Annotated in this window: 22 protein-coding genes; 3 read left to right on the top strand and 19 right to left on the bottom strand. The window is 45.4% G+C overall.

The window, feature by feature from the left end:
* Position 1 precedes the first annotated feature (1 nt).
* The 3 genes from ABRS97_RS05105 to ABRS97_RS05095 all read right to left on the bottom strand — a co-directional run bounded on the left by ABRS97_RS05105 (position 2) and on the right by ABRS97_RS05095 (position 3869).
* On the bottom strand, positions 2-1237 hold the full coding sequence (locus ABRS97_RS05105; protein WP_367811821.1) for an S-layer homology domain-containing protein: 1236 nt from the start codon (positions 1235-1237) through the stop codon (positions 2-4).
* Between the two features lie 256 nt (positions 1238-1493).
* Positions 1494-2255 carry a pseudouridine synthase gene (locus ABRS97_RS05100; protein ID WP_367811820.1) on the bottom strand — a complete coding sequence of 254 codons (762 nt, stop codon included), beginning with the start codon at positions 2253-2255 and terminating at the stop codon, positions 1494-1496.
* Positions 2256-2261: 6 nt separating this feature from the next.
* Positions 2262-3869: an RsmB/NOP family class I SAM-dependent RNA methyltransferase gene (locus tag ABRS97_RS05095; RefSeq protein WP_367811819.1), complete on the bottom strand. Its 1608-nt coding sequence runs from the start codon at positions 3867-3869 to the stop codon at positions 2262-2264.
* A 158-nt stretch (positions 3870-4027) separates the two neighbouring features.
* Here ABRS97_RS05095 and ABRS97_RS05090 point away from each other — a divergent pair, with 158 nt between their 5' ends.
* Together ABRS97_RS05090 and ABRS97_RS05085 are read left to right on the top strand one after the other, a co-directional pair.
* Positions 4028-4537, top strand: a complete 510-nt coding sequence (locus ABRS97_RS05090) for a thioredoxin family protein (RefSeq protein WP_367811818.1) — start codon at positions 4028-4030, stop codon at positions 4535-4537.
* Between the two features lie 418 nt (positions 4538-4955).
* Positions 4956-5660 carry a response regulator gene (locus ABRS97_RS05085; protein WP_367811817.1) on the top strand — a complete coding sequence of 235 codons (705 nt, stop codon included), beginning with the start codon at positions 4956-4958 and terminating at the stop codon, positions 5658-5660.
* Positions 5661-5718: 58 nt separating this feature from the next.
* On the opposite strand, the gene ABRS97_RS05080 is transcribed toward ABRS97_RS05085, so the two are convergent.
* The 9 genes from ABRS97_RS05080 to ABRS97_RS05040 all read right to left on the bottom strand — a co-directional run bounded on the left by ABRS97_RS05080 (position 5719) and on the right by ABRS97_RS05040 (position 15454).
* Positions 5719-7101, bottom strand: a complete 1383-nt coding sequence (locus tag ABRS97_RS05080) for a phytase (protein ID WP_367811816.1) — start codon at positions 7099-7101, stop codon at positions 5719-5721.
* Positions 7102-7212: 111 nt separating this feature from the next.
* Positions 7213-7638 carry a DUF309 domain-containing protein gene (locus tag ABRS97_RS05075; RefSeq protein ID WP_367811815.1) on the bottom strand — a complete coding sequence of 142 codons (426 nt, stop codon included), beginning with the start codon at positions 7636-7638 and terminating at the stop codon, positions 7213-7215.
* Positions 7639-7642: 4 nt separating this feature from the next.
* Entirely contained in the window at positions 7643-8446 is an 804-nt protein-coding gene (gene yjbM, locus ABRS97_RS05070; protein ID WP_367811814.1) for a GTP diphosphokinase, read from the bottom strand.
* Positions 8447-8472: 26 nt separating this feature from the next.
* Positions 8473-9570, bottom strand: coding sequence for a quinone-dependent dihydroorotate dehydrogenase (locus ABRS97_RS05065; RefSeq protein WP_367811813.1), 1098 nt, complete (start codon positions 9568-9570; stop codon positions 8473-8475).
* A 158-nt stretch (positions 9571-9728) separates the two neighbouring features.
* Positions 9729-10562: a PRD domain-containing protein gene (locus ABRS97_RS05060; protein WP_367811812.1), complete on the bottom strand. Its 834-nt coding sequence runs from the start codon at positions 10560-10562 to the stop codon at positions 9729-9731.
* A 34-nt stretch (positions 10563-10596) separates the two neighbouring features.
* Positions 10597-12030, bottom strand: a complete 1434-nt coding sequence (locus ABRS97_RS05055; RefSeq protein ID WP_367811811.1) for a PTS transporter subunit EIIC — start codon at positions 12028-12030, stop codon at positions 10597-10599.
* A 138-nt stretch (positions 12031-12168) separates the two neighbouring features.
* Positions 12169-13008: a carbohydrate ABC transporter permease gene (locus tag ABRS97_RS05050; RefSeq protein WP_367811810.1), complete on the bottom strand. Its 840-nt coding sequence runs from the start codon at positions 13006-13008 to the stop codon at positions 12169-12171.
* A gap of 42 nt (positions 13009-13050) precedes the next feature.
* A complete protein-coding gene (locus ABRS97_RS05045; protein WP_367811809.1) occupies positions 13051-13956 on the bottom strand; it encodes a carbohydrate ABC transporter permease in 906 nt (301 codons plus the stop codon).
* 142 nt (positions 13957-14098) lie between these two features.
* On the bottom strand, positions 14099-15454 hold the full coding sequence (locus ABRS97_RS05040; protein ID WP_367811808.1) for an ABC transporter substrate-binding protein: 1356 nt from the start codon (positions 15452-15454) through the stop codon (positions 14099-14101).
* Between the two features lie 370 nt (positions 15455-15824).
* On the opposite strand from ABRS97_RS05040, the gene ABRS97_RS05035 reads away from it, so the two are divergent.
* Complete coding sequence (locus ABRS97_RS05035) at positions 15825-15959, top strand: hypothetical protein (RefSeq protein ID WP_367811807.1); 135 nt, start codon at positions 15825-15827, stop codon at positions 15957-15959.
* Between the two features lie 96 nt (positions 15960-16055).
* Here ABRS97_RS05035 and ABRS97_RS05030 read toward each other — a convergent pair whose 3' ends face one another.
* The 7 genes from ABRS97_RS05030 to ABRS97_RS05000 all read right to left on the bottom strand — a co-directional run bounded on the left by ABRS97_RS05030 (position 16056) and on the right by ABRS97_RS05000 (position 25344).
* Positions 16056-17501, bottom strand: coding sequence for a L,D-transpeptidase (locus ABRS97_RS05030; protein WP_483312418.1), 1446 nt, complete (start codon positions 17499-17501; stop codon positions 16056-16058).
* A gap of 238 nt (positions 17502-17739) precedes the next feature.
* Positions 17740-19362, bottom strand: coding sequence for a stalk domain-containing protein (locus tag ABRS97_RS05025; RefSeq protein WP_367811805.1), 1623 nt, complete (start codon positions 19360-19362; stop codon positions 17740-17742).
* 21 nt (positions 19363-19383) lie between these two features.
* Positions 19384-21213, bottom strand: coding sequence for a FecR family protein (locus ABRS97_RS05020; protein WP_367811804.1), 1830 nt, complete (start codon positions 21211-21213; stop codon positions 19384-19386).
* Between the two features lie 13 nt (positions 21214-21226).
* Positions 21227-23080: a CHASE2 domain-containing protein gene (locus ABRS97_RS05015; RefSeq protein ID WP_367811803.1), complete on the bottom strand. Its 1854-nt coding sequence runs from the start codon at positions 23078-23080 to the stop codon at positions 21227-21229.
* 164 nt (positions 23081-23244) lie between these two features.
* Entirely contained in the window at positions 23245-23478 is a 234-nt protein-coding gene (locus tag ABRS97_RS05010) for a ferredoxin (protein ID WP_127454548.1), read from the bottom strand.
* 65 nt (positions 23479-23543) lie between these two features.
* Complete coding sequence (gene mobB, locus ABRS97_RS05005; RefSeq protein WP_367811802.1) at positions 23544-24041, bottom strand: molybdopterin-guanine dinucleotide biosynthesis protein B; 498 nt, start codon at positions 24039-24041, stop codon at positions 23544-23546.
* A gap of 10 nt (positions 24042-24051) precedes the next feature.
* Entirely contained in the window at positions 24052-25344 is a 1293-nt protein-coding gene (locus ABRS97_RS05000; protein WP_367811801.1) for a DNA polymerase IV, read from the bottom strand.
* Positions 25345-25435 lie beyond the last annotated feature (91 nt).

Here is a 25435-nt window from a genome sequence, read left to right as displayed (position 1 = left end):
ACTACTCTTTTATATTCAGAATCGAAGTGATTGTGTGTGATTGATCAGATACAGGAGGTCTTGCAGGAATGGATATGGTTAAATCGATACCTCTTGGTGCCGTAGAACCCTGTTTTGGTATGATAAAAGCGTTCATATCGCCCCGGACATTTTTGAATACTTGAGCAAGTGTTGATAGTTTCCCGTCAATCATTGGGGAAGAATATGGAGATGTAAATCCATAAATGCTTAAGCTGGGATTTTCATTCTCTGCATATGCAGAAGTATCGTTGTTATAGTCAACATGACTTTTTACCAGAATCACGTAACTGTGAAGAGCGTCCTTAACCAAAGGCTTAAGTGTACCAACACGATAGGTGCCATCATCCCAATGCAATTCATTAATATCACCCAGCATATCCCGATGAGGATCATTAGGATCTTCCAAATCAATGGCCACAACTTGATCAATTGAACCTTTGAAATTACCATCAGGTGTTGTGATCGTAAGTTTATCCGGAGACCAGTACGTATAAGTACTTTGAGGGCCACTAAACTCTGGAATCATCGAAAAAATATTCGTTTTCTTCAACGCGAGCTCCGCATTGCCAACAGCGTACTTATCTACCTCCAGCTGCACACCAGCTTTGACAGATAGCATCCTCTCAATAATTGTCACTGACTGCGCTCTGGTAGTCGACTTATCAGTGCCCAATTCACCACCGGCAAGCCCCTGTATCAAACCTTTCTTTGTCGCATTATACATAAATGAATTATCATCCATATGCATGTTCGGATTCTGCAAATCTTTGTCAGTAGCCCGAACTGCTATCCGCGACATTTCCAATCTAGTGATAGGCTCGTTGAACTTGTCCAGCTGAAAATCCGAATCCAAAAGGATTCCTTTATCTTTAGCAATTGCGATATAAGGTGCTGCCCATTCTGCACCTAAAGAACTCCTGTTTACAGGCTCTTTCAAAGCTGTTAGAACCATTTTAAGAAACTCTGCTCGACTTACGTTATGATCAGCACGGAAACTTCCATCTTCGTAGCCATCCACATACCCTTTTTGAACTGCCTTTTCAATGGCCTCCCTAGCCCAATGTCCAGCAACGTCCGTAAATGTTATTTCAGAGTTCTTTGCTTTATCTACAACAGTACCTGCGGTGTTGCTAGCCGCAACGATTTCGGTCCCATTACAACCAGTGGATGCTGCAAAAGTGAGCGCACTCATAAGCGTAAGGATTTTCTTTTTCATTATTGTATCGCCTCTTCCGTTTTATATTAGGTTATGCTCCTTACCAGATTCAAAATGTGACTTCCTTATTATGGGTAGCATGGCATAACATTTCTGAAAACGTCTACCTTTTTTCTCCATTTACCTCCAAAAAATGACAACAAAAAACCACCCCGCAGTCGCAAAAAGCTTTCGCGACAGCATGGGCGGTTCTTCCGCACGCACACTTTGTATCCTTTATATAAAAAATACCACAAAATGGGATATTGAGCAATCCCTAGTTTTCACGATCTGCGATTTCATGCGCGTGACGCAAGGAGAGCAGCTCGTCTTCGGTCAACTCTCGCGATTGCCCTAATCGCAAGTTTTCATCTAATTGCAAAGGACCCATCGATATCCGTTTTAAATAAACGACTGTTTTGCCAACTGCTTGAAACATCCGTTTTACCTGATGGAATTTCCCTTCCATAATGGTTAACTCGATCTCCGAGGGCTGCCCATCCTTCAAACTGCCCATTTGGAGAACTTTCAATTGGCCTGGCAGCGTTTCATACCCATCATCCAAGGTCACCCCTTGGGCAAAAGCTTCACGATCCGTATCCCCGACTTCCCACTCCACCTTGGCGAAATACGTTTTGGGCACATGCTTGCGCGGAGATAACAGATTATGGGCTAACTTGCCATCATTCGTCAGCAACAATAATCCTTCCGTATCCTTATCCAATCGGCCCACGGGAAATACTTCGAATGGTGCATATTCAGCATCTAAAAGATCCACAACCGTCCGATCACGATTGTCTTCTGTCGCAGAAACAACCCCCTGCGGTTTATTCAGCATAAGATAGACAAATTCACGGTATACAACAGGTTCTCCGTTAACCATGATCTGATCTTTATCGGGATTAACCTGCATCCCACTGTCTTTCACTTTGACGCCGTTGACGGTAATCGCTCCGCCTTTGGTCAGGCGTTTGAGTTCAGAACGCGTTCCGATTCCCATGTGGGCGAGTATTTTATCGAGCCGTTGTGTTTGTTTCATGACCGATTAGGTCCACCTCCAACCAGGCGGGTATTCGTTCTTTAACATCCCATCGTGCCACTTGCCCCAGCCGACGGGATGGCCTTCAATGCAGACCAGGCAGTAGCCTTTGGCTGCCTGGGTCTCTGCAGCGTCGCGGAGCACTTCACTCTCCGCGACTTCGAGCGTCTCACCCTTCAAATAGCGAAGGGTTCGCGCATCGCCCAAAGCCAAGCTCAGTACTCGCTTGGCTTCCTGCAACCGCAGTCCCATGGCTAGCGCATGGGACGGTTCGAATCGGCCGCGGTGCAACGCGCCGATGTACCAGCCAGGCCGCACGACTTTCAGTCCGTGCAGCTCCGGCAACTCCGCCGGCGACGCATATGCGTGGTCGCCGTAACAAACGAGCCGCGAAGCGGCGAAAGGCTCGCTGCGAAGCAGCTCGCGAGCGAACGCCTGGAGCGGCTCTAGACTTACAGCCGCGCGAGGCGGTTCCGCGCGGCCACCGCGCCGCAGCGCCTCCCGTCCGCTGCGCTTCCCTACTGCTGATGCCGACAGGATTTCGGCATCCCTCACTCCTCCGGCATCCCTCACTCCTTCGGCACGCCTCACTCCCTCGACACCTCTCACTCCTCCGGCACCGATCACTCCCTCGGCATTCCTCACTTCCTCGGCACTACTCACCCCATCATCCGCCCGCTTACGCAGCAAGGCGGCAAAATGCCCCTCGCCTTTCAATCGATGCGGCCACAACCGCGCTGTACCGCCCACAGCGCTTAAGGCCCGATCCGAATAGGCAGCTTCCGCACACCAAGGAGCACGAACCCAAGCCGGACGTCCAGGCTCAAAGCCCTCAATCGTCACCACTTCAAACGCCGGATGCTTGTCCAAAAACTCCGCGATTTGAGCTTCATTTTCCTCCGGAGAGAACGTGCAGGTCGAATACACCATCAACCCGCCGGGGGCCAACATCTGAGCCGCTTGACCAAGCAGCTCGCGCTGCATGATCGAACACTCTGTCACCGAGTGGCGCTGCCACTGGGACATCATGTCCTCTTCCTTACGAAACATGCCTTCTCCTGAGCAGGGGGCATCGATTAATATTTTATGAAAATAATTTTGAAAAACATTCAGCATCCGCTCCGGCTTTTCATTCAGCACGACTGCGTTTCGGACACCGAAAAGCTCCAGGTTTTTGACCAACGCCTTAACCCGGTCGGAATGATTGTCATTGACAACCAATACGCCTTCCCCTTGAAGCTTGGCAGCGATTTGAGTGGATTTCCCGCCTGGCGCCGCGCATAGGTCCAGCACCCTCTCCCCAGGCTGAACTTGCAGCAGTTCAACCGGCGCCATTGCGCTGGGCTCCTGAATGTAATACAAGCCAGCATGGTAGTAAGGATGCTTGCCCGGTCTCTCGCCCTCTTCATAATAAAATCCTTCAGATGCCCAAGACACGGGACTTACGGCAAAAGGACTCTTCTCCACAAATTCAGAAACGCCAATCTTTGCCGTATTCACTCTTAACCCAAAGACTCGCGGCTGATCGTAAGAATCCATAAATAATTGAAACTCATCGCTGCCCAGTAGATCACTCATTTTCTCAGTAAATGCGGCCGGCAGTTTGTTGTTCATGCTTCATCTTTCCCTTTCCATTCACACTGTTCCGAATAACCTATCGGTATTATAGCTGACTTGTCACCAAACAGCCAATTATTTTCAAAATACCGAAAGGATATGCTATACTTTTTCTAGAAGAATACTAGAAAGTATATACATATAAGAGGTGTGTAATGAAAAAGCTGCTTATTTATCTTGGCATTGTCGTTATTTTATTCGGCGGTTTATACTTCGTTAATCAGCAATCTACCAAGTCGTCCGACAAAGATTACGCTTACAATCCATATGGAGTTTCCGTCTCTAAGCTCAATCCAGAAACCGTGAAACAGTTGAACGATCCTAACTATCAGAATGTCATTTTGCCCAAAGACCTGGATCAAAGACTGAAAAACAAAGAGACCTTTTTCCAGTACTATTATGCTTCTACGTGCCCGCATTGCAAAATAACTACCCCTGTGCTCGTGCCGATGGAAAAAGAACTCGGAATCGATGTCAAACAATTCAATTTGGAAGAATTTAAAGAGGGCTGGCAGAAATATAAAGTGGATTCCACACCAACGCTTGTTTATTACAAAGACGGTGTCGAAGTAGACCGTATCGTTGGCGGAGTTCCTGAAGCAGGATCCTCCGGGGGAAATAAACCGGAAACATTCAAAGCATTTTTCCAGAAATATAAAGGCTAACTATCCAAAAAAAAGCAGCGGGAGTTCCCGTTGCTTTTCTTTGGTAATCATGGATAAATGAATGCCAATCTCCATAGCGTACATAAGATAAGGATCATTTGTTTATTCACCTCCCCATCTTCGAGTACTCCTTCTCCCTCATTCGCCTCATTTTCACCTGGTTTGGAGCGATACTCGCTTTCGAATCCTATTCGTCTGCCACAGCCTCCGCTTCATCGTCCACAATTACAACTAACGGCTATTTGCGTTGACAACAGCTAATTACAAAACAGGAATTTCTACCCATGTTAACGATTTCCAAATCCTATATATTGAATAAGGATAACGATAAACTTTTACGAAGCGGACACGCGGGCTTCCTTTAGAATTTGGTTGACAACATACATGTCCATGAACGTATAGATCGGGGAAAAGTTCTATGCTATCTATTAAAACTTTCATTTGCGAAGATGATCCGCTTTTCCGCAAGCTGCTCGCTGACTATATCGGTAGTCAGCCTGATCTTGAAGTGACAGGCGTAGCCTCCTACAAGCATCAATTGGTTAAAGCGGTTGACTCCGTGCCGATGGATGTTCTGCTGCTGGATTTGAACCTGTCCGACGAAAACTACGACGGCATCGAAGCCGCGATTGAAATTAAATCCAAACGCCCCGATCTGCAAATTATCGTGCTCTCTTCCTTGGATACTGAAGATATCATGGCGCACGCTGTCGCCTACGGCCGGGTTACTAACTATATTACGAAAGAACACTTCGCCGATGTTCCCGATGCGATCCGTTCAGCTATAACCGGCAAATCAGGATTGCATCATTCATCCGCCGGTAAATTGATGAGCCGCATGGTTCAGCAGCATCATGAAGATCTGAAGAAGAAGATCACCCCGGCGCAATTCCAGATCATGAACATGCTTGACCAAGGCTATTCCAGACGGGAAATCGCCGACACCCTTTTTTATAATGAACAATCCGTTAACAATGAACTGTGCAAAGCAACCAAAACGATAAAAGGCAAGTTCCCTTATTTGGAATGGTTCCGACTCAAAAAGCACAACACCCATAATCTCATCGAATTAGCCAAACAGCTGGGGTTGCTGGACAATCACAACGAGAGTGGTCCTCTATGATCGCACATACAAAAAAAGGGCTATGCACCTATTGCTGCATAGTCCTTTTGCTCGAAATCTATTTCAACTCACGTTTAACGAATTGACGTGGATTCACAGTGTTGTCTACGGTTAGAGGAGTCTTGAAAGCTTTGGCAATCTTATCCCAAGCAACCATTTTGAAATTCTGGTTTACTTTCACGCCATTTTCAATATTCTCATCATCCTGGGTTACGAATAACCCATTCGGATAGGCACTGCCCAAACCGAATCCAACAACATCGATTCCGTCTGTCTCTGTAGTCCCATCAATCTTGTCACTGTCAACAATGGAGAAATTGCCGATATACTCGTTCTTGCCCTCGCGTTTATAAACCGCATAAGTGCTGCTGCCTTGACTGGAAGCCAACAGGTACCCTTTGCCATCTGCTGCGTAATAAATCGTCAAGCCTTCAATATCAGCAGTGAGCGCTTTGTCATCTACTCCCGCTACTTTTACTGCCTTATTGTCGCCATCCGGCTCCGCGCTCATTTTCCAAATCGCAACATCTTCCTCAGCCAAGTACATGACACCATATTCGTCATCGGCCACTAATCCTTCAGCCTGTGTCTCGAATTTATAGTCGCGTACTTTTTTGCCTTCTACTTTTCCGCTGCCATTATCTTTCAGCTCGTATTGTTCGAACTCACCTTTTTTTCCCAGTACTAACGCATAAAATTTATCCGTACGTTTGGAATGGTACAAGCTGAACCCGTAAACCTCTCCCATTTCCGACTTAATCGGTTTGTCCACAATGCTCGTGAGCGCACCTGTATCCGGATTAATGGAGAATACATCAATCGTGTTGGTAGTGCGATTCGTTGCTGCAGCAATATCTACTTTCCCGCTGCCTAGCGGCAAACCATAACGCACATCAATATTGTTCATTTTACCAATGGTATACGATTGAACTTGCTTCCCATTCAAGTCATAAACAAGAACACCGCCGCCTTTATTCGTCGCGATGATTTTGCTTTTGCTCGCATCTGTCGGATGTACCCAGATAGCAGGGTCATCGGCCGCATCGCTGCCGCTTTCAACTACGCCTGTCTCCGCGTCTGCTTTTACCTTGACAACTGTGGAGAGCGGCTGTTTATCTTCGCTTTTTTTCCCAGCTTCATTAATAGCCTTAAACAATTCAGCCGGCGCTATCGTGCTGCCATCCACCAGTTTTACTTCAGTCCCCAATTTTCCTTTTTTTCCGTCTAAGACATACTCTTTATTGCCAACTGTTACGGAACCTTTCACGCCATTAGCTAGTGTAAATGAAGCCGTTTGCGTGCTCGCTTCCCACGTGACCTTTGCACCGCCACCCTCTAACTGTTTGCGCAGCGGAAGGACATCTTCTGCCGCCCACGCAGCAGATTGAAGCAGCAGCGTCGATACTAGCGCTGTACTTGCTATTAATTTCAACTTTTTCATAATTACCCAAACCCTCTCTCTCATCATGTCATTCAATAGATTACTAGAGAAGGTTTAACAGATTGTTAACTTCATGTAACGTTTTTGTAAATATCGATGAGTTGCCTAGACCTAATCTTCCCCATCCTCTTGATGAACAGGCGGATGGCTTTTCACTTCTTCCAGAAGCGCTTGAAGTCCCTCATCGATGATACGAATGTCGATGTCATAAGGAGCAAACGGCTCATCTTCGAACCGAAGCAGCTTTTCCAAATAGAGACGGCTGTCATGTTGCAGCTTGCCCAAATCTATCCCCAGCATATGAATCGGGTATGGAGTTAATTTATCGAGACCCGCTGAAAATAACTTAATGGATCCGCTTACATTACCATTTGCATGATGATAAAGGCCTACTGCAACCTGCAGTAGACCTTGATATAAACGGCTTCGGCCTTCCTCCAGCCAAAGCTCCTCCATCACTTCATGACATTCAAAATAATCCCGCGCTTCATTGAAGTAGTACAAATAGGCAACGTACAAGCGGTCATAAGCATCCATAGAATTAAGCCTGATCTCCTTTTTTGGCTCTAGAAATCGCCGCTTCAATTTCTGAAGCCAGATCATTCAACGCCCAGACATCATCCGATTCCCAGATCTCATTGAATCGCAGTTGAAATTGAGCAGCTTCCCGAACGCGATGGTAAAAGTAGAGCTCCTGAATGTAGTTCAACACTTTATTAACCACATTCGACTGGTCTTCAAACATTTTCTGAGACTCCACGATTTCCCCGCGAATACTGGACATTTCCTGATCCAATAAGTACGCTGCCTCAGCCGCTTTACTTAATCGATTCCTAACATCTTCAGGCAATTGCTCTTTATATTTATAATTCAAAGAATGCTCGATCGTAGCCCAAAAGTTCATCGCGAGCGTCCGAATTTGCACTTCGGCCAAAATCCGTTTCATGCCCAAGGCTGTTTGCACCGGATATTCAATAATAATATGAAAGCTGCGATAGCCGCTTGGTTTTTTATTCGTGATATAGTCCTTCTCATAGACGACACTCATATCTTGCCTTGCTCGAATAAGATCTGCCAAGCGCTCAATATCTTCTACGAATTGACACATGATGCGAATGCCTGCAATATCCTCAATACCGGATTCTAATTGATCCATCGGAACATTCAACCGCTTAGCTTTCTCCAGCACACTCGAAATTTTCTTAACTCTGCCCGTAACGAACTCGATTGGGGAGTATTCTTCCCTGCTTTTAAGCTCGCCCCGCAACGTCTTGAATTTTACTTTTAACTCTTCTACTGATTGCTCATAAGGCAGGAGAAATTTCTTCCAGTCTCGTCCATCCATCTTTTTGTCCTCCATTCCAAATGAAGTCACTTGTGATCTGCGCCGATTGCCTGGGAAATATGTGTGAATCCATCTCGCTTAAGAAGCGCTTGAAGATCCTTGTTTAGACGGCCTAGAAGCTCCGGACCCTCGTAGATTAATGCCGTGTACACCTCTACTAGACTAGCGCCGGCGCGTATTTTGTCATAAGCATCTTGCGCGGAGAATATCCCTCCCGATCCAATAATCGGCAGCTTTCCTTCCGTTAAGCGGTACACACGACTAATAACTTCCGTCGATCGGCTAGTGAGCGGTTCGCCGCTAAGTCCGCCCGCTTGTTCTTTGTTCGCGTGCCTTAGACCTTCTCTGCTAAGTGTTGTATTCGTAGCGATAATACCCGAGACGCCACTTTCTTTAATTGTTCCAACCGTCAGTTCAAGCTCTTCATCCGTGAGATCAGGAGCAATTTTGACTAACACCGGTTTCCCCGCATCGCGATGCTTTTCTTGCTGAGTCTGTATTTCATCCGTAACGGCATCCAGCAATCTGAACAAATCATTCCCATGCTGTAAGTTACGCAAATCCGGTGTATTTGGTGAGCTAATATTGACAACAAAGAAATCCCCGTATGTATACAACGCTTGAATGCAGGCTCTGTAATCCTCTTCGGCCTGTTCATTCGGCGTCACCTTATTCTTACCTATATTAATAGCGACCGGTATGTCACGCTTCCCTGTCTTCTGCAGGTTCTGCGCCATTTCATCAACGCCGACATTATTGAACCCCATGCGATTAATGAGCGCCCGATCTTCCGGGAGACGAAACAATCGCGGCAGTTCATTGCCCGCCTGCGGCTTTGGCGTGATCGTGCCTACCTCCATGAACCCAAACCCAAGCTGGGAAAAACCTTTTACAGCCTTGGCATTTTTATCCAAACCAGCAGCAAGTCCAACGGGATTCGCAAATTCAATGCCCCATAAATTCTGTGCCATGTAAGGCGAATAGGGTACCCCATACATCGCTTTGAGCAGCTGCTTGCCTCCAGGAAAAGCGCCTGCAGCGCTAAGCCCATTAATGGTTAGATGATGCGCCTTCTCCGGATCCATCCGGAATAAGACGGGTTTACCAAACTTCGTATACAGCATATCCACACACCCCGTTCTCTTATGACTCTAACAGTCAGTTTAGCTGACAATGCCCAAATTTGCAATCGACAGAAAGGTTACAAAACGTTTTCAAAATGAAAAACCCCCGCATCCATACGGTTGCAAGGGGGATGAAAAAGCGAGGCTCCATAGAGCAGTTAAGCCTCTGTCCGTTTAAGCATTCTCTCCAGGTGCATCGTTAAATAGCCTGTTTCATCATCGGGCACATCCGTTTGAAGAGAATCGCTAAGCATTAATGAAAGTACTTTAGCTTTCACGTACGTATCTCCATACTCCTCTTTAATTTTATCCAGCAGCGAGTTTTGAAGGGTTTTCCTTTGTTTCACCCGTTCAATCAAGCCCTTCAAATGACTAATGAACCGGAGCGTGGAGAACGAGTCATCCAAATTAAAGCCCAGCTCCTTGGCTGATTCGATTGTCTGGGACACGACCCTTACGACGGCTAAGGAGTCGGATGCCTGCTCTTTCTTTCTTGCACCATTAAAATGCATGGCCAGGAAAGCGACCTCGTCCTCTGGAAGCTTCACATCCAGATTTTCATTAAGAAAATCTACAGACTTTTTGGCTACCTTATATTCTTCCGGGTACATGTATTGGATTTCATAAGCAAAAGGATTCGTAATGAAAATCCCGCGTTTTTGCCGTTCTACCGCGAAGTTGATATGATCGACCAGCGAAGCGTGAATCGTTTCTGAGAAGGCGCCTTCGAGCATGCCCTGCGCATAAGCGATCACTTCCTCGGTAATCCCAATAATTTTCACATCGACTGCATTTAAAATTTGTTCATAATTCCGCAGCACTTCACTTGTATGCAATAAAAATTCCTGCGAGATTTCACCTTCAGGGATAATCATTCCCGGCGCTTTTTTAAACCCGATTCCTTTTCCGAAGGCGATCGAATTTTTCCCTGTGGATAAATGCGACATCACAACGTTGCATGAAAGAACGTGAATAATCGTCCGTTCAATCATAAGACACCTCCAAATTCTCAGGTTTGTCCTGATCTTACTCTTTACGGTTCAGCAGCATGGGCTTCATACTTTCGCGAATTTGTTCCGATTCTGTCCCGAATACAACGTGAATGTTGCCTTTACCTAGTCGGATAACACCTATGGCTCCAAGCTGTTTAAGCCCAGAATCAGAAATTAGCCCCTCGTCATTCACCAATAATCGAAGACGCGTAATACAAGCATCAATGGAAAGGATATTAGCAGGTCCTCCGATATGCCTTAAAATGCTTAAGATGCGGTTTTCCTTACTATCTACAGGTTCGGCCACATCTGGCTGATTTTGCTCGGGAAGCTCATCACGTCCTGGAACTCTGGAGGGAAAGAAGTGTAAATAGGCTCGAAATGCAAAATAATAAACGAAAAAATAAATCAGGCCGATCAGAACAATCCAATAGGGTTTCGTCGCTAAGTTCCAATTCAATACGAAGTCGATAAATCCGGCCGAGAAACCAAATCCCATTTTAACGCCCAGCATGTGAACGACCATCATAGATAAGCCCGTTAGAAAAGCGTGTATCAGATACAATCCCGGAGCCATGAACATAAAGGCAAATTCGATGGGCTCAGTCACACCCGTTAGAAAGCTGGTCAAACAAGCGCTCAGCATGACGGGAACGAATAGCTGCCGATTGGCTGCAGGCGTGCTCCGAATCATAGCTAATGCAGCTGCCGGAAGGCCGAACATGAATACCGGGTAATAACCCGACATAAACATGCCCGCATCCGGATCTCCGGCGAAAAATCGCGTGATGTCGCCATGCACCATTTTACCCGCGGGCGTGACAAAATCTCCGATTTGGAACCAAGCCATATTATTAATAATGTGGTGCAGCCCCGTTGGGATGAGCAGTCGATTGATAAAACCATATATAAACACACCAATATCGCCATTTTCAACGATCCATAGTCCGACGGCACTAATTCCTTTTTGCACAGATGGCCAAATGAAACCCATCATGACGCCGATTGCCACCATCGAAAGCGCCGTTATTAATGGCACGAATCGCTTACCGCCGAAAAATCCCAAAGCTTTAGGCAATTGAATATTTTGAAAACGATCAAACAAGGTCGCAGATACCATGCCCACAAGAATGCCGCCAAGGACACCCGTATCCAAACGGTCTGCTGACGCTGTTCCCACCTGAAAATGCTTGAGAACATTGTCGAACACCAAATATCCGACTGTAGCGGCCAGCGCGGCGATCCCATCCCCGGAGGTAAGACCAATGGCGATGCCCACCGCGAAGATCAAGGGCAAGTTATCAAAGATTGCATTGCCGCCAGAACCGAAGATCTGTGCTAAGTGCATGAGCAGAGGATCGTCGAATTCCATTTTACCAATTCGCAGAAGAATCGATGCTGCCGGCAACACAGCGATAGGGATCATCAATGATCGCCCAATCTTTTGCAATATATACATCAATCTCATATGAATCACCTGGGTTAAGCCTATCAGTTTGGCCGATTCTTGATCGCTCTTTTCTAACACCAATTATAGTAGAAAGAACACCACCCTGAAAGGATAATATCCTCTAGGAGACGGTGTTTTTTCTCGTATCGTATGAGATTATTTGACAGCTCCAGCCGTGATTCCACTTGCAATCTGCCGTTGGAAAATGATGTATACGATCAATGTTGGGATGGTCGTGATGAGAAGCCCGGCAAACAGTGGCCCCCATTCCACACGATATTGCATTTCTGCTTGCATAACCGCTAGCCCAATCGGCAGCGTATACTTCGTCGGCTCATTCGTGATGACAACACCTAGGAAATATTCGTTCCAGTTGTTCAACATATTCGTGATCATCACGGTAATGAGACCCGGTTGCGACAAAGGCAGCATAACACGGAAAAAGGTGCCGTAGTGCGAAGTTCCGTCAATGATCGCGGCCTCTTCAATTTCCTTAGGCAAGGATTTATAGAACCCTACCAGTAAGAAAATGCCGAATGGAAGATTAAGCGCAGCATACACGAGTATCAAGCCAAGCCAGGTGTTGATTAATTGCAAATCATTCAATAAAAAGAACAGTGGAATGAGTGCCAGCGCGAACGGGATCATCATCGAGGAAATGTAGATGGTAAGCAGAAGTTTGCCGCCTCTAAAGGCGTATCTGGCCAAAATGTAAGCTGTCATCGCGGAGAGAATCATTCCTAACAGCGTACTTCCAACGGTTACGACGATGGAATTCAAAAAGTAAGTGCTGAAATTATATTTGTTCCATACATAACTGAAATTCGACCACAGCAGCGGGACCTTCGGTAAAGCCCATGGCGCATTCAGGAAAAATTGTTCGTTATTTTTCAGGGCGTCTAACAACGTCCACAATAGCGGATATAAAACGGCAACGCTCCAAATAAGGAGAATGATCCCGACAATTACTTTCGCAACTGGATTTTTAATAGCCATTTGTTTGGTTTCCTCCTACAGTATCCGTTTCTTTGGATGGACTTAATGCATTTCGATAGTTTCCTGGCGCATAACACGCTGTAAAATGATCGTCGTAATCAAGGAAATGATTAGAATCATCACACCGATTGCAGCTCCATAACCGAAATGATACTGCTGGAAAGCCATCCGATACAGATAAGATCCCATAACCTGGGTCGTATTATCCGGTTGTCCGCCATTCGTCATCAACTGCACAATGACAAAGGATCCGTTCAATGTTGTGATTACGATATTGATGATAGAAACTTTAATTTGCTCCCAAATGAGCGGCATGGTGATGTTGCGGAATTGCGACCATTGACCCGCTCCGTCTATATTAGCTGCCTCGTAGTACGAAGCAGGAATATTCACGATTGCGGCAATCATGAGGATCATATAAAAGCCGATGCCAGCCCAAATTGTAGGCGGCAGCAGCATCCAAATTGTATGCTGTGGAAATCCTAGCCAAGTGATATCAACCTTGCTTCCTGTGAAAAGGGACAAACATGCATTCAAGAATCCGATTTGCGGATTGTAAATGAAATTCCAAAGCACACCGATAACAACGACAGAAATGACATTCGGAATGAAGAATATCGCGCGGAAAAAACCTGAGCTTCTTAGGTTGAAACGAGTTAAAGCAACCGCGAAAAACGTTGCCAAGATCATGATTCCAATGACTTTACCTGCAACAAGAAAATAATCATTCCCAATAGCTCGTAAAACAATTGGATCTTTGAACAATTCCTTAAAATTGTCCAACCCGATAAACGTGCTATTCTCCGACATTCCTGACCAATCATAAAATGATTTCTGGAGTGCCTGTATGACTGGATACACCGTAAACACGCAGAAAAACAGAAATGTCGGAATGATGAATGAAGCGATGAACAAATTCCGTTTCCACTGTTTTGTGCTGGTCTTCATTCTATCTTCACCGTCCTATCATGAGATAAACCTCTACCGGAAGCCGCTTGACTACGAACAGAAGTAGTTGTTTTCGTTATAATGGCGGAGAACTTCATAAAGCGGCTGCCCTACTCGTTCTCCGCGCTGTTTCATCCAGTTCTTATTTCTTTTGTTTGGCTACGACATCTGTTACACGTTTTACCCACTCTTCAGGCGTAATAGTTCCGATTGTCAAAGCAACAGTCGCATCCTGCATCGCTTTGTCAACGTCAGCTGCGAAAGACACAGTTGGAACAACTACAGTATCAGGAGAAGACAAGAATTTCGCCGCATCTTTAACGAAGTTAGGCGCTTTGGACGATGAGATGTCACCTTTGATGTTCGAAGGCGCGCCGCTAAGCTCTGCCCATTGGGAAGCTTGCGTTTTCGAGAAAACGAATTGCATGAATGCTTTTGCTGCATCTTTGTTTTTTGCTTTTTTCGCAATAGCGAATGTCGAAGTGGAAGTATTAGCAACCACTTTTCCACCTTTATCTTGTGTGATCGAAGGAATAAATCCGAAATCGAAACCGCTAGGTACGTCTTTCGCCATTTCGTTAGGCAGCCACAGTCCGTTCGGGATAAAGGCATCTTTGTGTTGCAGGAACAAGGATTGGGAATCCGTGTGGTTGATTTGTACGGATGCTTTGTCAATAAATCCTTTGTCGCGGAGTTGAACGATTTTATTCAACCCTTTGAGGATGGCTGGACTTTTCCAAGCTTCAAGATTGTTTGTTGACATATCTTGAAGAAGTTTGTAGTCATTGTTGTTAGCGGAAACGATCGCTGGGTACAATACGGAACCATTGATGTAGTATGGATATTTACCAGTGTGGATGAATGGATTCACACCCGCCGCTTTAATCGTTTCGCTTGTTTTCAAGAAATCTTCAAAGTCTTTCGGCTCAGCCCAACCTTTGTCTTTGAACAAGGCTTTGTCATAGAAAATACCCCATGAGCTCATGACGAAAGGAATGTTGTAGATTTTGCCATCGTACTGAGGCGGTTGTTGCGCAAGCAAATCAAGGATTTTATCGCCGTCAACGTTTTTTGCGTCTTTCAGCCAATCCGTCAAATCTTCGAGCTGTCCGTCTGTCACCATTTGGCGATCGAACAATTCAGGGCCATCGATGTATACGAAGTCAGGTGGGCTGCCAGCGATCCAACGGGGTTTCATTTGCTCGTTGATTTTTGGGCCCGCGCTTTCTTTAATTTTCAAATCAGGGTTAGCTGCCTGGAAGTCAGCGATAACTTTTTTCCACCATTTGTCGCCATAACCGCCGACAAAGTATTGGATTTCAAAATCACCAGATAATTTTTTTGCATTTGCTGTTGGAGCGGCTGAAGCAGCTGTAGTTGGTGCAGCAGTTGCAGCCGGTTTTGCTGTATCGACTGGTGCAGTTGTCTTGCCGCAACCTGCAGCAACTAAAACCATGGATGCTGCCAAGCCCATTGTAGACCATTTTTTCATATTCATGTGTCCATCTTCTCCCTTTTTTTAATAAACTCTGGTGTAGCTCTTTTTAAAAAAACAAGCCAAGCGAAAACAATACGTTCTAGTTCGCGCTACTACCAACCCCTTTCAGAAAACTAAAATTAAAAATAAAAAAGGGCATAGTTATAGAAGAAGACTTGCATTCTTCAATAACTAATGCCCTTGCGGTAACACGTTATTAAAACTGACGTATTCAATTACTTTTCGTTTCTTATGTGATTAAATATTACACTTTTATGACATGTAGGTCAATACATCATTTTGAGTCAGCACAAACATTCATATTCTATGATTCACGCTACTTATGATAAAATAGGACTATCATTTAAATCTAATGAAGTAGGGTGATCTTATGTCAAAACGGAAACCAATACTTGCAGCCCGTAAAACAAAAGATGAAATCAATAAGAAAGCGATCATCTGGACTGGATCTATTCTGCTTGCGATTCTCATCGCCATGACATTACTGCTCGTTTTGAACAAATGATAGTATTCAAAACGATTAAAACCTTCACAAGTTGAATTGTAATCGCTTTCTACTTTCTTGTCAAGGGCTCCTTTTTAGGAGCCTTTACTCAGTTCATTAATCAAGCCATTTATATTTTTTATTCGGATTGGAGTCGGTTGTTTGCAGCGGAAGATGGAAGGATTGTCCCGGATTGCCTCTTCCGGCTCCATTCCCTTCTCCTTCCTTGCCTCCACCCTCATCAGAATCCGGCAATGTGCCCTTTCCAATCGTAACCTTCGTCATCCCTGGTACCATGTCATATAACTCTTCTACATCCGCCTGAAGCATGCGTACACAGCCATGGGATTCGTCTTTACCTATACTTGCAGGATTATTCGTACCATGAATCGCGTACAGCGAATCCGATAAGGTCATGCCTCTGCTGCCGAATTCTCCATTCGATTTTCCGTTCGGATTGCGGACTTTCTCCGTAATGACGAAATCTCCTTCAGGCGTTTTCCCGCCTCCAAGACCGACAGGGTAGCTCCGAATCACATACTTCCCACTGATCAGGGCTAACCGGTGCTTCTCTGTGTCTATAATAATTCGAAGAGGCTCCACGAGCGGTTCCGCTGCTGCCGTCGGCTGCGCGTTGCTCGGAGCGCTCTGATCCTTGGCTTCCGGATTCCGCTTCTTGGTTTCATTTGATTCCTGGCCCCCTCCGCCATCTCCTGCTTTCGACATCTCTTTGACCTTACTTAATGCCTGCGGAAACATCGCTTGCATCTCAGGAGATAGACCGGGCAGCAAATTATCTGGATATGCTTTAGCAAGCTGCTCAGGTTGATCAGGCAATGCCCCCGTCTTTTCTCTGTATGCTTGAATCGCACTTTGAAGGACAATAGCCTGCTCACGATCCAGCATCCATGTATGAATAACAGGAATCAGAGCTGAACTGTCCGCTGCTTGACAAGAGCATACCTGTGGATTGTAGTACTTTAGTGACCCCGTATTTCCACTGCCTCCCCCATTTTCAACACCAATAATAGGCTTAACCGCTTTGTTCCACTCCACCCATTTCCCATCCGTACTCTTTGACGCTTCCATAATGATGGACTCGCCCGTTCCTGAACCCGAACTTGAAATAACTTTTTGCAGCAAAGATCCCCAGCCGGATTCAGCAAAATATAGCTTTTGCTTCGAAGAAGTGTTTATCGACGGAGCGATCGCCGCATCAGTCTGGACATTCAGAACATTTTTGTTTCCAGCTTGGGAGGGACTCTCCCCCACCTTAGCCACCTCAATGGAAGCAGGAATCGCAATAAGGATCAGCATAATGATCAGCGCTAAACGCCTGCTCACTCGCTTAAGACCGCTCTTGTTAGCTGCGGCTCCCTTCTTCATTAACGCTTCTTCAGTTCCCTGCATTGCTGAGCTTGGAAAGGCAGGCAGCGGCCCTTCCACAGCAATTTTCTGTCGTTCAAATGCCTCATAAATACCTCCGGATTGGGCAAAGCAATAAGCGGCCTTCCCCTCTTTCCCTTGAGCGGCGTATTCTCTGCCCAACAAATACCAGGCCATTTTATGATCTGGATGCTCTTTCACATATTTTTTTAAATATAGCGGATCTTCGATCGGATTATGCTGAAAAAATCGCTCTATTTGATCGTTCCGATTATTATCTTTCAAGCGGCAACTCCCCTTCATTTCGGTTCCATGCTCTCTCTCAGATTTATCGGCAATTGTCACCGGGAGATGAAGACAAAAAAAAGACGAGCTTGGTTCAGGTCATCCCTTCCAAGCCCGCCATTATTACCATTTATCTTACAAAAGTGTTCGTTCTTAAAATTGCTGTTTGATGGGCTGTATCCCACTGCACGTTCAAACCAATTTGTTCTGCAAAAAAACGAACAGGCACAAAAGTACGATCATCTTTTACATACGGCGCTACATCTGTATCAATCTTGATATCAGCTTTATTAACTTCCTTACGCGTAACACCCGTATGCCCAATCGCAAGCTCTATTGTTACATCATCTTTGATAAGCTGTACGGTTGGCGTCCCATTCCGCTCGGTATACTTCACTTCGTAACCCAAATATTCACTGATCGCACGAACCGGAACCATCGTGCGCCCTGCCTCAATCTCTGGCTGTGCGTCAAATTCGATGACCTTATCATTACTTACAACTTTCACTTGTTGATTGTCAGGCAGAAGAGCCGGAAGATGATAAGGGGTTATCTTACGAATCTTGTTATTCAAAGCATCCGCTACCAAGATATTCCCTTGCTCGGTTACGATAATGTCGGATGGGTTGTAGAACTCCGCGGCTTGCTCCACACCGTCTGCCTCGCCTGTCTTTACCGTCCCTGCAATGGTGCTTACCTTACCGCCTAACAAGTAGCGGATGGAATGATTCAAACTATCGGCAATTAGCAAGCCGCCTTCCGTTGTCACAGCAAGACCTCTAGGGAAATCAAACTTCGCTTTTAAAGCGTCGCCATCAGCATAATCCCCCGCAGCATAGAGCTCGTTTTTTTCGTACAATGAACCGCCGCTAGCGGCAGCAGTTGTCCCCGCAACTGTCGTGACCGTATTGGCCTTAAGATCGATATAACGAATGCGGTGATTGCCCGTATCGCTGACATATAGATTGCCTTTGCTATCTATCGCAAGACCCGACGGCTCATTAAATGCAGCTTCCGCCAAGCTGCCATCCTTATAATCACCGGCAAAAGCGGCTTTGCCAGGACGAATTTCAATGACACGTTTGGATGGGGCGTTTAGCGTGGTGACAGCACCGCTTGGCGAAATTTTACGGATCACATGATTGAGAGAATCCGCCACGTACACAGAACCATCGCCTGCGACAGCAACATCACTAGGATGGTTAAACGTTGCCTCTGCACCCTGACCGTCTTTACTTCCGGCAACTCCATTTCCGGCCAGTGTGGTTATTTTTCCATTTGCATCGATTTTACGAATTGCATGATTTCCGGCGTCAGCAACGTAAACCGTACCTTTTGTATCTACAGCAAGCCCTGCAGGTTCGTTGAAAAAGGATTCCGACGGATTGCCATCCAGCAGACCCCCTGTAGGAAATCCTTGACTGTCCGCCGTTACAACCTTATCAGGGCCGGCAAAAGTCGTTACTTTTCCCCCGGAAATTTTGCGCAGGATATGATTGCGTGAATCCGCTATGAGTATACTGCCGTCTGGAAGCTGAACAACGCTGCTTGGCGTTCGGAATGCCGCAGCCCACGCATCGCCGTCCTTATCTTCAAAGTCACCGATGCCTGCAAATGTGGAGATATCGGCCATGATTCGGCCATTTCCGGTGAACAGAGCGTCCGAGGACAAACCTGCGGCCCAAGCCGATGATCCTCCCAGGCATGAAGCAGCCACAATGGAGGAGAGTAGGATATGTTTAAAGGGTTTCATTAGGTTCTCCTTAAATATAGACTAGTTTGTAGCTGCGTTTAGGCTAATAGTAATCGGACTAATGCTGCTTGCCGGAATATTTAAGATCTTTACGTTGTTATTTGCATCTTTGCGCGCAATTGTGATGCTTTCGACTGAAATGCTCGTTTCTGCATTGTTGTAGCTATAGGCATGAAAAGGAATCGTCACTAACGTTTTCGTCCCGCTAAAGCCTACATTCCCAACACCGCTTCCGAAATTGGTGATGGCGTAGATCAGTTCTTTTTGAGAAGAGCCAACCTGTTCGTTGATGAAGTCAGCACTATGGCTTGCATCAAAAATAGCGGATCCTTGAATTCCTTTACTAGAGTTATAACCAACAAAAGGGGAACTTGCATTGCTGGATGCATCGCCATAACGCAAATGTACTTCAACTGCATAAATATCGTTCGTTCCAGTAAAATCACTCATATTAATCTGAAGGTCGAAAGCACTCGCGGAAGAATCATACCCACTGGCTGCAAGAGTTACCTTAGGCGTTGGCGTCGTCCCGCCGCCCGTGTCACCTCCGCTGCTTCCACCACTACTACTGCCACTGTTTGAATTGTTCGTCTGAGGCGTTGGTTCAGTAGCGGCCTGTTGTTTCTGCTTTTTCAATTCCTCAGCTGCACGTGTATCCGTTTCTTTTCGAGCTTGCTTATTCGCTTCGTCAACTTTTTTCTTTGCCGCTTCCATCGCTTTAATGAAAGCTTCCAGCTTCTGCTTCAAGCGCGCCAACTCATCTGCTTCTTCTTTCTCTTTCAGTTTCTTTTTCGCCTCGAGCAGATTCAGCGCCTGTTGCTTCTTTTTCTCAAATTCCGGGTCTACCCCTGCATGCTTGTCCAGCTCTTTGACTTTATCCAGATCCAACTTTCGGTTCTGATCATCGATTTTCTTGTTCGTCTCCGCGATAACTTGATCCATATGAGACTTGTCGATTTTATTACTCTCTACAGCCTTTTTAGCAATTGCACCAATCAAGTTCCGGAAATTAGACATAACCTTGTCGAGATCAGCCTGGTCTTTAATAACGAAAGTTGTATCTTCTGAAGTACCCGTTCCAGACTCCATTTCTTTCTTTTTCTTAGCTATAAATTCGTCGTTCTCCCTGTCACTCTCAGCTTTAGCTTTAATCATTGCTTCAATGACTTTAGGAGATGCTTCCTGAATGATCTGATCCAAGTTCATAAAATCGACTTTGAGCTTCAAATCCTCCACTTCATCCCGAGAATTCAGGGAAATTTGCTGGGTTGGATACAGAAAAGTCGTCCTGGAAGATTGCTTGTTATTTCCATCGGTCGTTACTGTTGTTGCGGCAACTTTGCCAGCTCCAACAGCCATCTTCGTTGTTTGGGTTCGAGGATCAACAGCAACAAAAAGTTGCGTCCCCCGAACACCCATTACGGCAGTTGGTGTCTCCACCTCAAACTCATCATCAGAGCCAGCTAATGATTTGACTTTGACCCATATCGCGCCTGCCCATATTTTGAGCTTAGACTTTTTAGCCCCATTCGAGGTACTGAGATCGGAAACATTAATCTCCGCATTCTCGCCTATGGTAACATCACCGTCACCGCTACTTAGATTCAGCGTGGCAGATGAGCCAGATCCTGTATAAAGGCTGTCGCCTTGGTTTAAGCTCATATCTTCATAGGCATCGTACCTTTGAGAGCCTCCGCCTTTCTGAACCGTTACATCGCCGCTTAGAGAGGAAACTACGGCAATACGAACTGTTTTCGCTTCAGCCGGCTTTGCTAGAATTGTAGATATTAAACTAAATACTAAACAAAAACTTAAGAAAAAAGAAAGAAATGATTTCTTGGTTGTTAGCACGCTTAACGCCTCCTTATGATAAATGTCCTAAGACTTCATACACCATAACCGGTTTTTCTTTGCCTTTGACCTTGATTTCTCCTATCGGTTCTATCAGAAAAAGGTCCTTGACTCGCTCATAAGTAAGCTCACTGATCAAGATTTGGCCAGGTTTAGCATTCGACTCCAGTCTTGCTGACAAATTGACCGTATCCCCAATTGCCGTATAATCAAGTCTTAAATCCTCAGATCCTATGTTGCCTACAACCGCAGGCCCACTATTAATACCAAGGCCGAACTTCACGCCAATCCCATATTTTTCGATGAGCTTTTGCTCTAGGACGCTCGCCTGTGATTTCATCTCGATCGCTGCGCGAACAGCCATTTCCGGATGGTTCTCATACTCGATTGGCGCACCGAACATCGCCATGACACCATCTCCGATAAACTTGTCAAGCGTGCCATTATATTTAAAAATCGCCTTGGTGCATACATCCAAATATTCATTCAGCACTTGAATAACTTGCTCAGGCTCAAGACGTTCTGACATCGGAGTAAATCCGCGAATATCAACGAAGATAAGCGAAATATCTTTACGGCTGCCTCCGAGCTTGACATCCTCGCCTGATTGCAGCAGCTCATCAACGACAGTTTTGGAAACGAAACGACCGAATATCCCCGTAACGCGATTACGCTCTTTCCGTTCTGCCATATAATGACTCACAATGGACCAGATGTAAATTGAAACCAGGGCAAAGACCGGATAAATCATAGGCGCAAAGATCGAACCGACGGTGTATAAGCCAAACCAAATCAGAATATAACATGCAAAAAGTCCCAGGAAGAAAAACAATGCGGCTTTTCCTTTCCATCGCTCAAACAGAAAAATCGCAAGCAAAGAAAGAATGATAATAATGCCGATACCCACCGGTCTGCTCGTATCTTTATAGAACTTGCTTTCAAGCAGGGTTTGAATCATATTAGCGTGAATCTCAATTCCGAACATCTTCACCGAACTAATCGGTGTAGAATACTCGTCTTGCATCGCGGTCACGAAAGGACCAATTAGAACAATGGAACCTTTTGGTAAAGGAACCCCCTGCTTACTAGTTAATACATCAACGAAAGATATCGTTTCATAGCCTGTATCGGAATCGATTTTTTGTCTAGGCTTTGTATAAAATTCCGTTGTAACCTGATTCCTTTCATTCGTAGGAATGACCGTATTGCCACGCCTCCACTCTCCAGAAGCTTCATCCCGTTTGATCTTCTCTTGATTCTCGAGAACCAAGTTTGCCAGTGCAACGCTAAAGGCAGGTATGTATTGATTTTTCTCATCCGGCAGCCCAACCGGCAGCCTTCTAGCCTTCCCATCTTTATCTACAAGTACATTAATATGTGCCATCTTTTCTCTATCAGCAGTCAAGCTAAGGGAGGGATAATCGATATTCTCCGGCACCAAATCGCCAGCAGACTTTTGTATTGCAGGGTAATTAATTTGGATAGGCATGATGACGTTGTGATATTTGGCCAAAACATCAGCCAAAGCTTTATCGTCGGCGGGGTTTTTAGAAGGTTCGGCCATCACGACGTCGACTCCGATTGCAGCGGCGCCTGATAGTTCCAATTTTTCAATCACTTGTGCATAAACGGAGCGATCCCACGGGAACTTTCCAATCGCTGTCAGCGATTTTTCATCGATTTTGACAATTTTGATTCGATCATCAGGTTCGCGTTCATCTATCGATTTCGTTTTTCTCAGAAAATCTTGTAATGGCTCTTCAATAAATGCTAGCTTTCCGCCTGAACCTGCTGTGTAGAAATATGTCGACAGCAACAGCAGTATAATGCCTGCAATCAGCGTCTGTACCCAATTCTTTGTGGCCATATTGTCCTCCCGTATCCTTGCTAGCTTCATTGTAAGATGGCATGTACAAAATGGCAATAAATTGTTATCGTCTTCTACAAATCGTATCAAAAAAAAGAACTCAATTCCTTGTCAGGAACTGAGTTCTTTCGACATTTTGCGTATTCATCCACAAAAAAATAGGTTTAGTTAAATGGTGAGTCTGCCACTTTAATGGAATCTGTCGGGCATCCATCTTGTGCATCCTGCAGGTCATCGAACAGATCTTCTGGAATTTCAGTTACCCCTTTGTTTCCATCACCATCGAAAATAACTTCAGCCAAACCCTCATCGTCGTAATCATAAATGTCTGGTGCAGTAGCTCCGCAAGCTCCGCAAGCGATACAAGTATCTTTATCAACAAATGTATACTTTGCCATACTGTTCTCCTCCTCTAAATATCCTCAATGTAAAATATAATATAAAAGCTAATAAAGTTCAAACCTTAATATTGACGAGCCTCGAAAAATCGAACAATAAACGAAGCAACGGCACTTGCATCATCCAAATGAAAGGATGGCATGCCCTCCCTTCCAACATGAAGATTCGATACAACCGCAATCGGCGCTGGATCTAGTTCATCCAAAATGACTGTTTGCTCTAGTGTACGAATAACAGCAATTTTAGGATGCTTTTCCTTCTTAAATCCTTCAATAATTATATAGTCCAAATGCGCGAAGGCTTCCAACTGCCCAGACAACTCCGGCGAAGCTTTTTTTTCATATACATGCACGGCTTCAGGTGAGATGGTGACAACGGCATCAGCGCCTGTGCGGATGAACGTCGTTGAATCCGTTCCTTCCTTCTCTTTATAATGCCCATGAGCATCATGTTTCATTACGCCTACCCGGTAGCCGCGCCGCTTCATCTCAGTAACAACTTTTGCGATTAGGGTCGTTTTACCGCTATTGGAATAGCCTGCAAACCCAATATGATGTGCCATGTCGCCTCTCCTACTCTTCCTTATGCAGCGGATTGTTTTTCAAATGATCCATTTGAAGAGACGTTCCTCGCGTTTTATGGTTTCTGATCAGTGCAGACGGGTCGTCACTCATCATGCCTGCGGTCAGAATCGCATTTTCGCCAAATTTATCTCGTAGTTGATCCATGATTCGATTTAGTTGATCGCGGCGCGGCTGTTTTTCATAATCGAACAGATCTAATTGAACCGCTGTTTCTTCTTTAGCCGATAAGGATTGCAGTGTGATCCCTAAGAGACGAATCGGGTTCCCTTCTTCCCAATGGTGATCAAAAAGCTGGCAAGCCGTTTTATAGATATCATCCATATGCTCTGTTGGCGTCTGTAAAGTAATCGATCGGGTAATTGTTCTCATCTCGGGATCCCGGATTGTGATTTGTACGGTGGATGACATAAGTTTCTGCCTCCGCAATCTTCTGGCAACTTGATCCGCTAGATTCAGGAATACGCGAAAAACCTCTTTTTTATCCGTAAGGTCATGGGGTAATGTAGTTGTGTGCCCGATCGATTTGCTTTGTTCTTGTTCCGGATTAACCAAGGAGTGGTCGATCCCGTTCGCTGCTTGCTTCAAATGAGGTCCCAAGATACCGAAATGCCTGCTTAGAAGGTTCTCATCCGCCACTGCCAACTGGCCGAGTGTATGAATACTCAGCTTCGTTAGCTTATCCGCCGTCTTTTTCCCGATTCCATATAAATAGTTACAGGGCTTGTCCCACAGTAAGTTCGGAACATCACGCAGCCGCATGACCGAAATGCCATTCGGTTTTTTGAGATCAGAGCCCATCTTGGCAAGCAATTTGTTCGGCGCGACGCCAATGGAACATGGTAAACTTAATTCATCCATGATATGCCTCTGAATACGCATAGCAATTTCCATTGGTGTGCCAAACTGTTTAGATCCAGTAATATCGACAAAGCATTCATCGATGGACATAGATTCCACAAGCGGGGAAAAACTATAGGCTATCTGCATAAACCGACGTGAAAAATTGCGATATAGATCAAAATCCGGTCGAATGAGCATTAAATCCGGACAAATGCGAAGCGCTTGTCTCACCTGCATGCCCGTCTTGATTCCCATACGGCGGGCCACATACGATGACGTTACGATAATGCCCTTGCGCAGCTCCACACTGCCTGCCACTGCAAGAGGCTTTCCTTTGTATAGATGAGGCTCCACAGCTTCATGCACGGAGCAATAGAAGGCATTCATATCAATATGAAGGATGACTCTGCCTTGTTTGGGATAATGATGATGAACCGACATGCTTCACAGCACCTCCACAATTTCGGCTCTAGCGAAAGTCAATTTCAGCATACAAAAAAATAATCTTTCAAGCAAACGTATTTTTGCGATA

This window comes from Paenibacillus tabacirhizosphaerae (assembly GCF_040812395.1).
Lineage (GTDB): Bacteria > Bacillota > Bacilli > Paenibacillales > NBRC-103111 > Paenibacillus_E.
The sequence above is the reverse complement of the archived record's forward strand: the minus strand, read 5'-3'. Positions and strand labels throughout refer to the sequence as shown.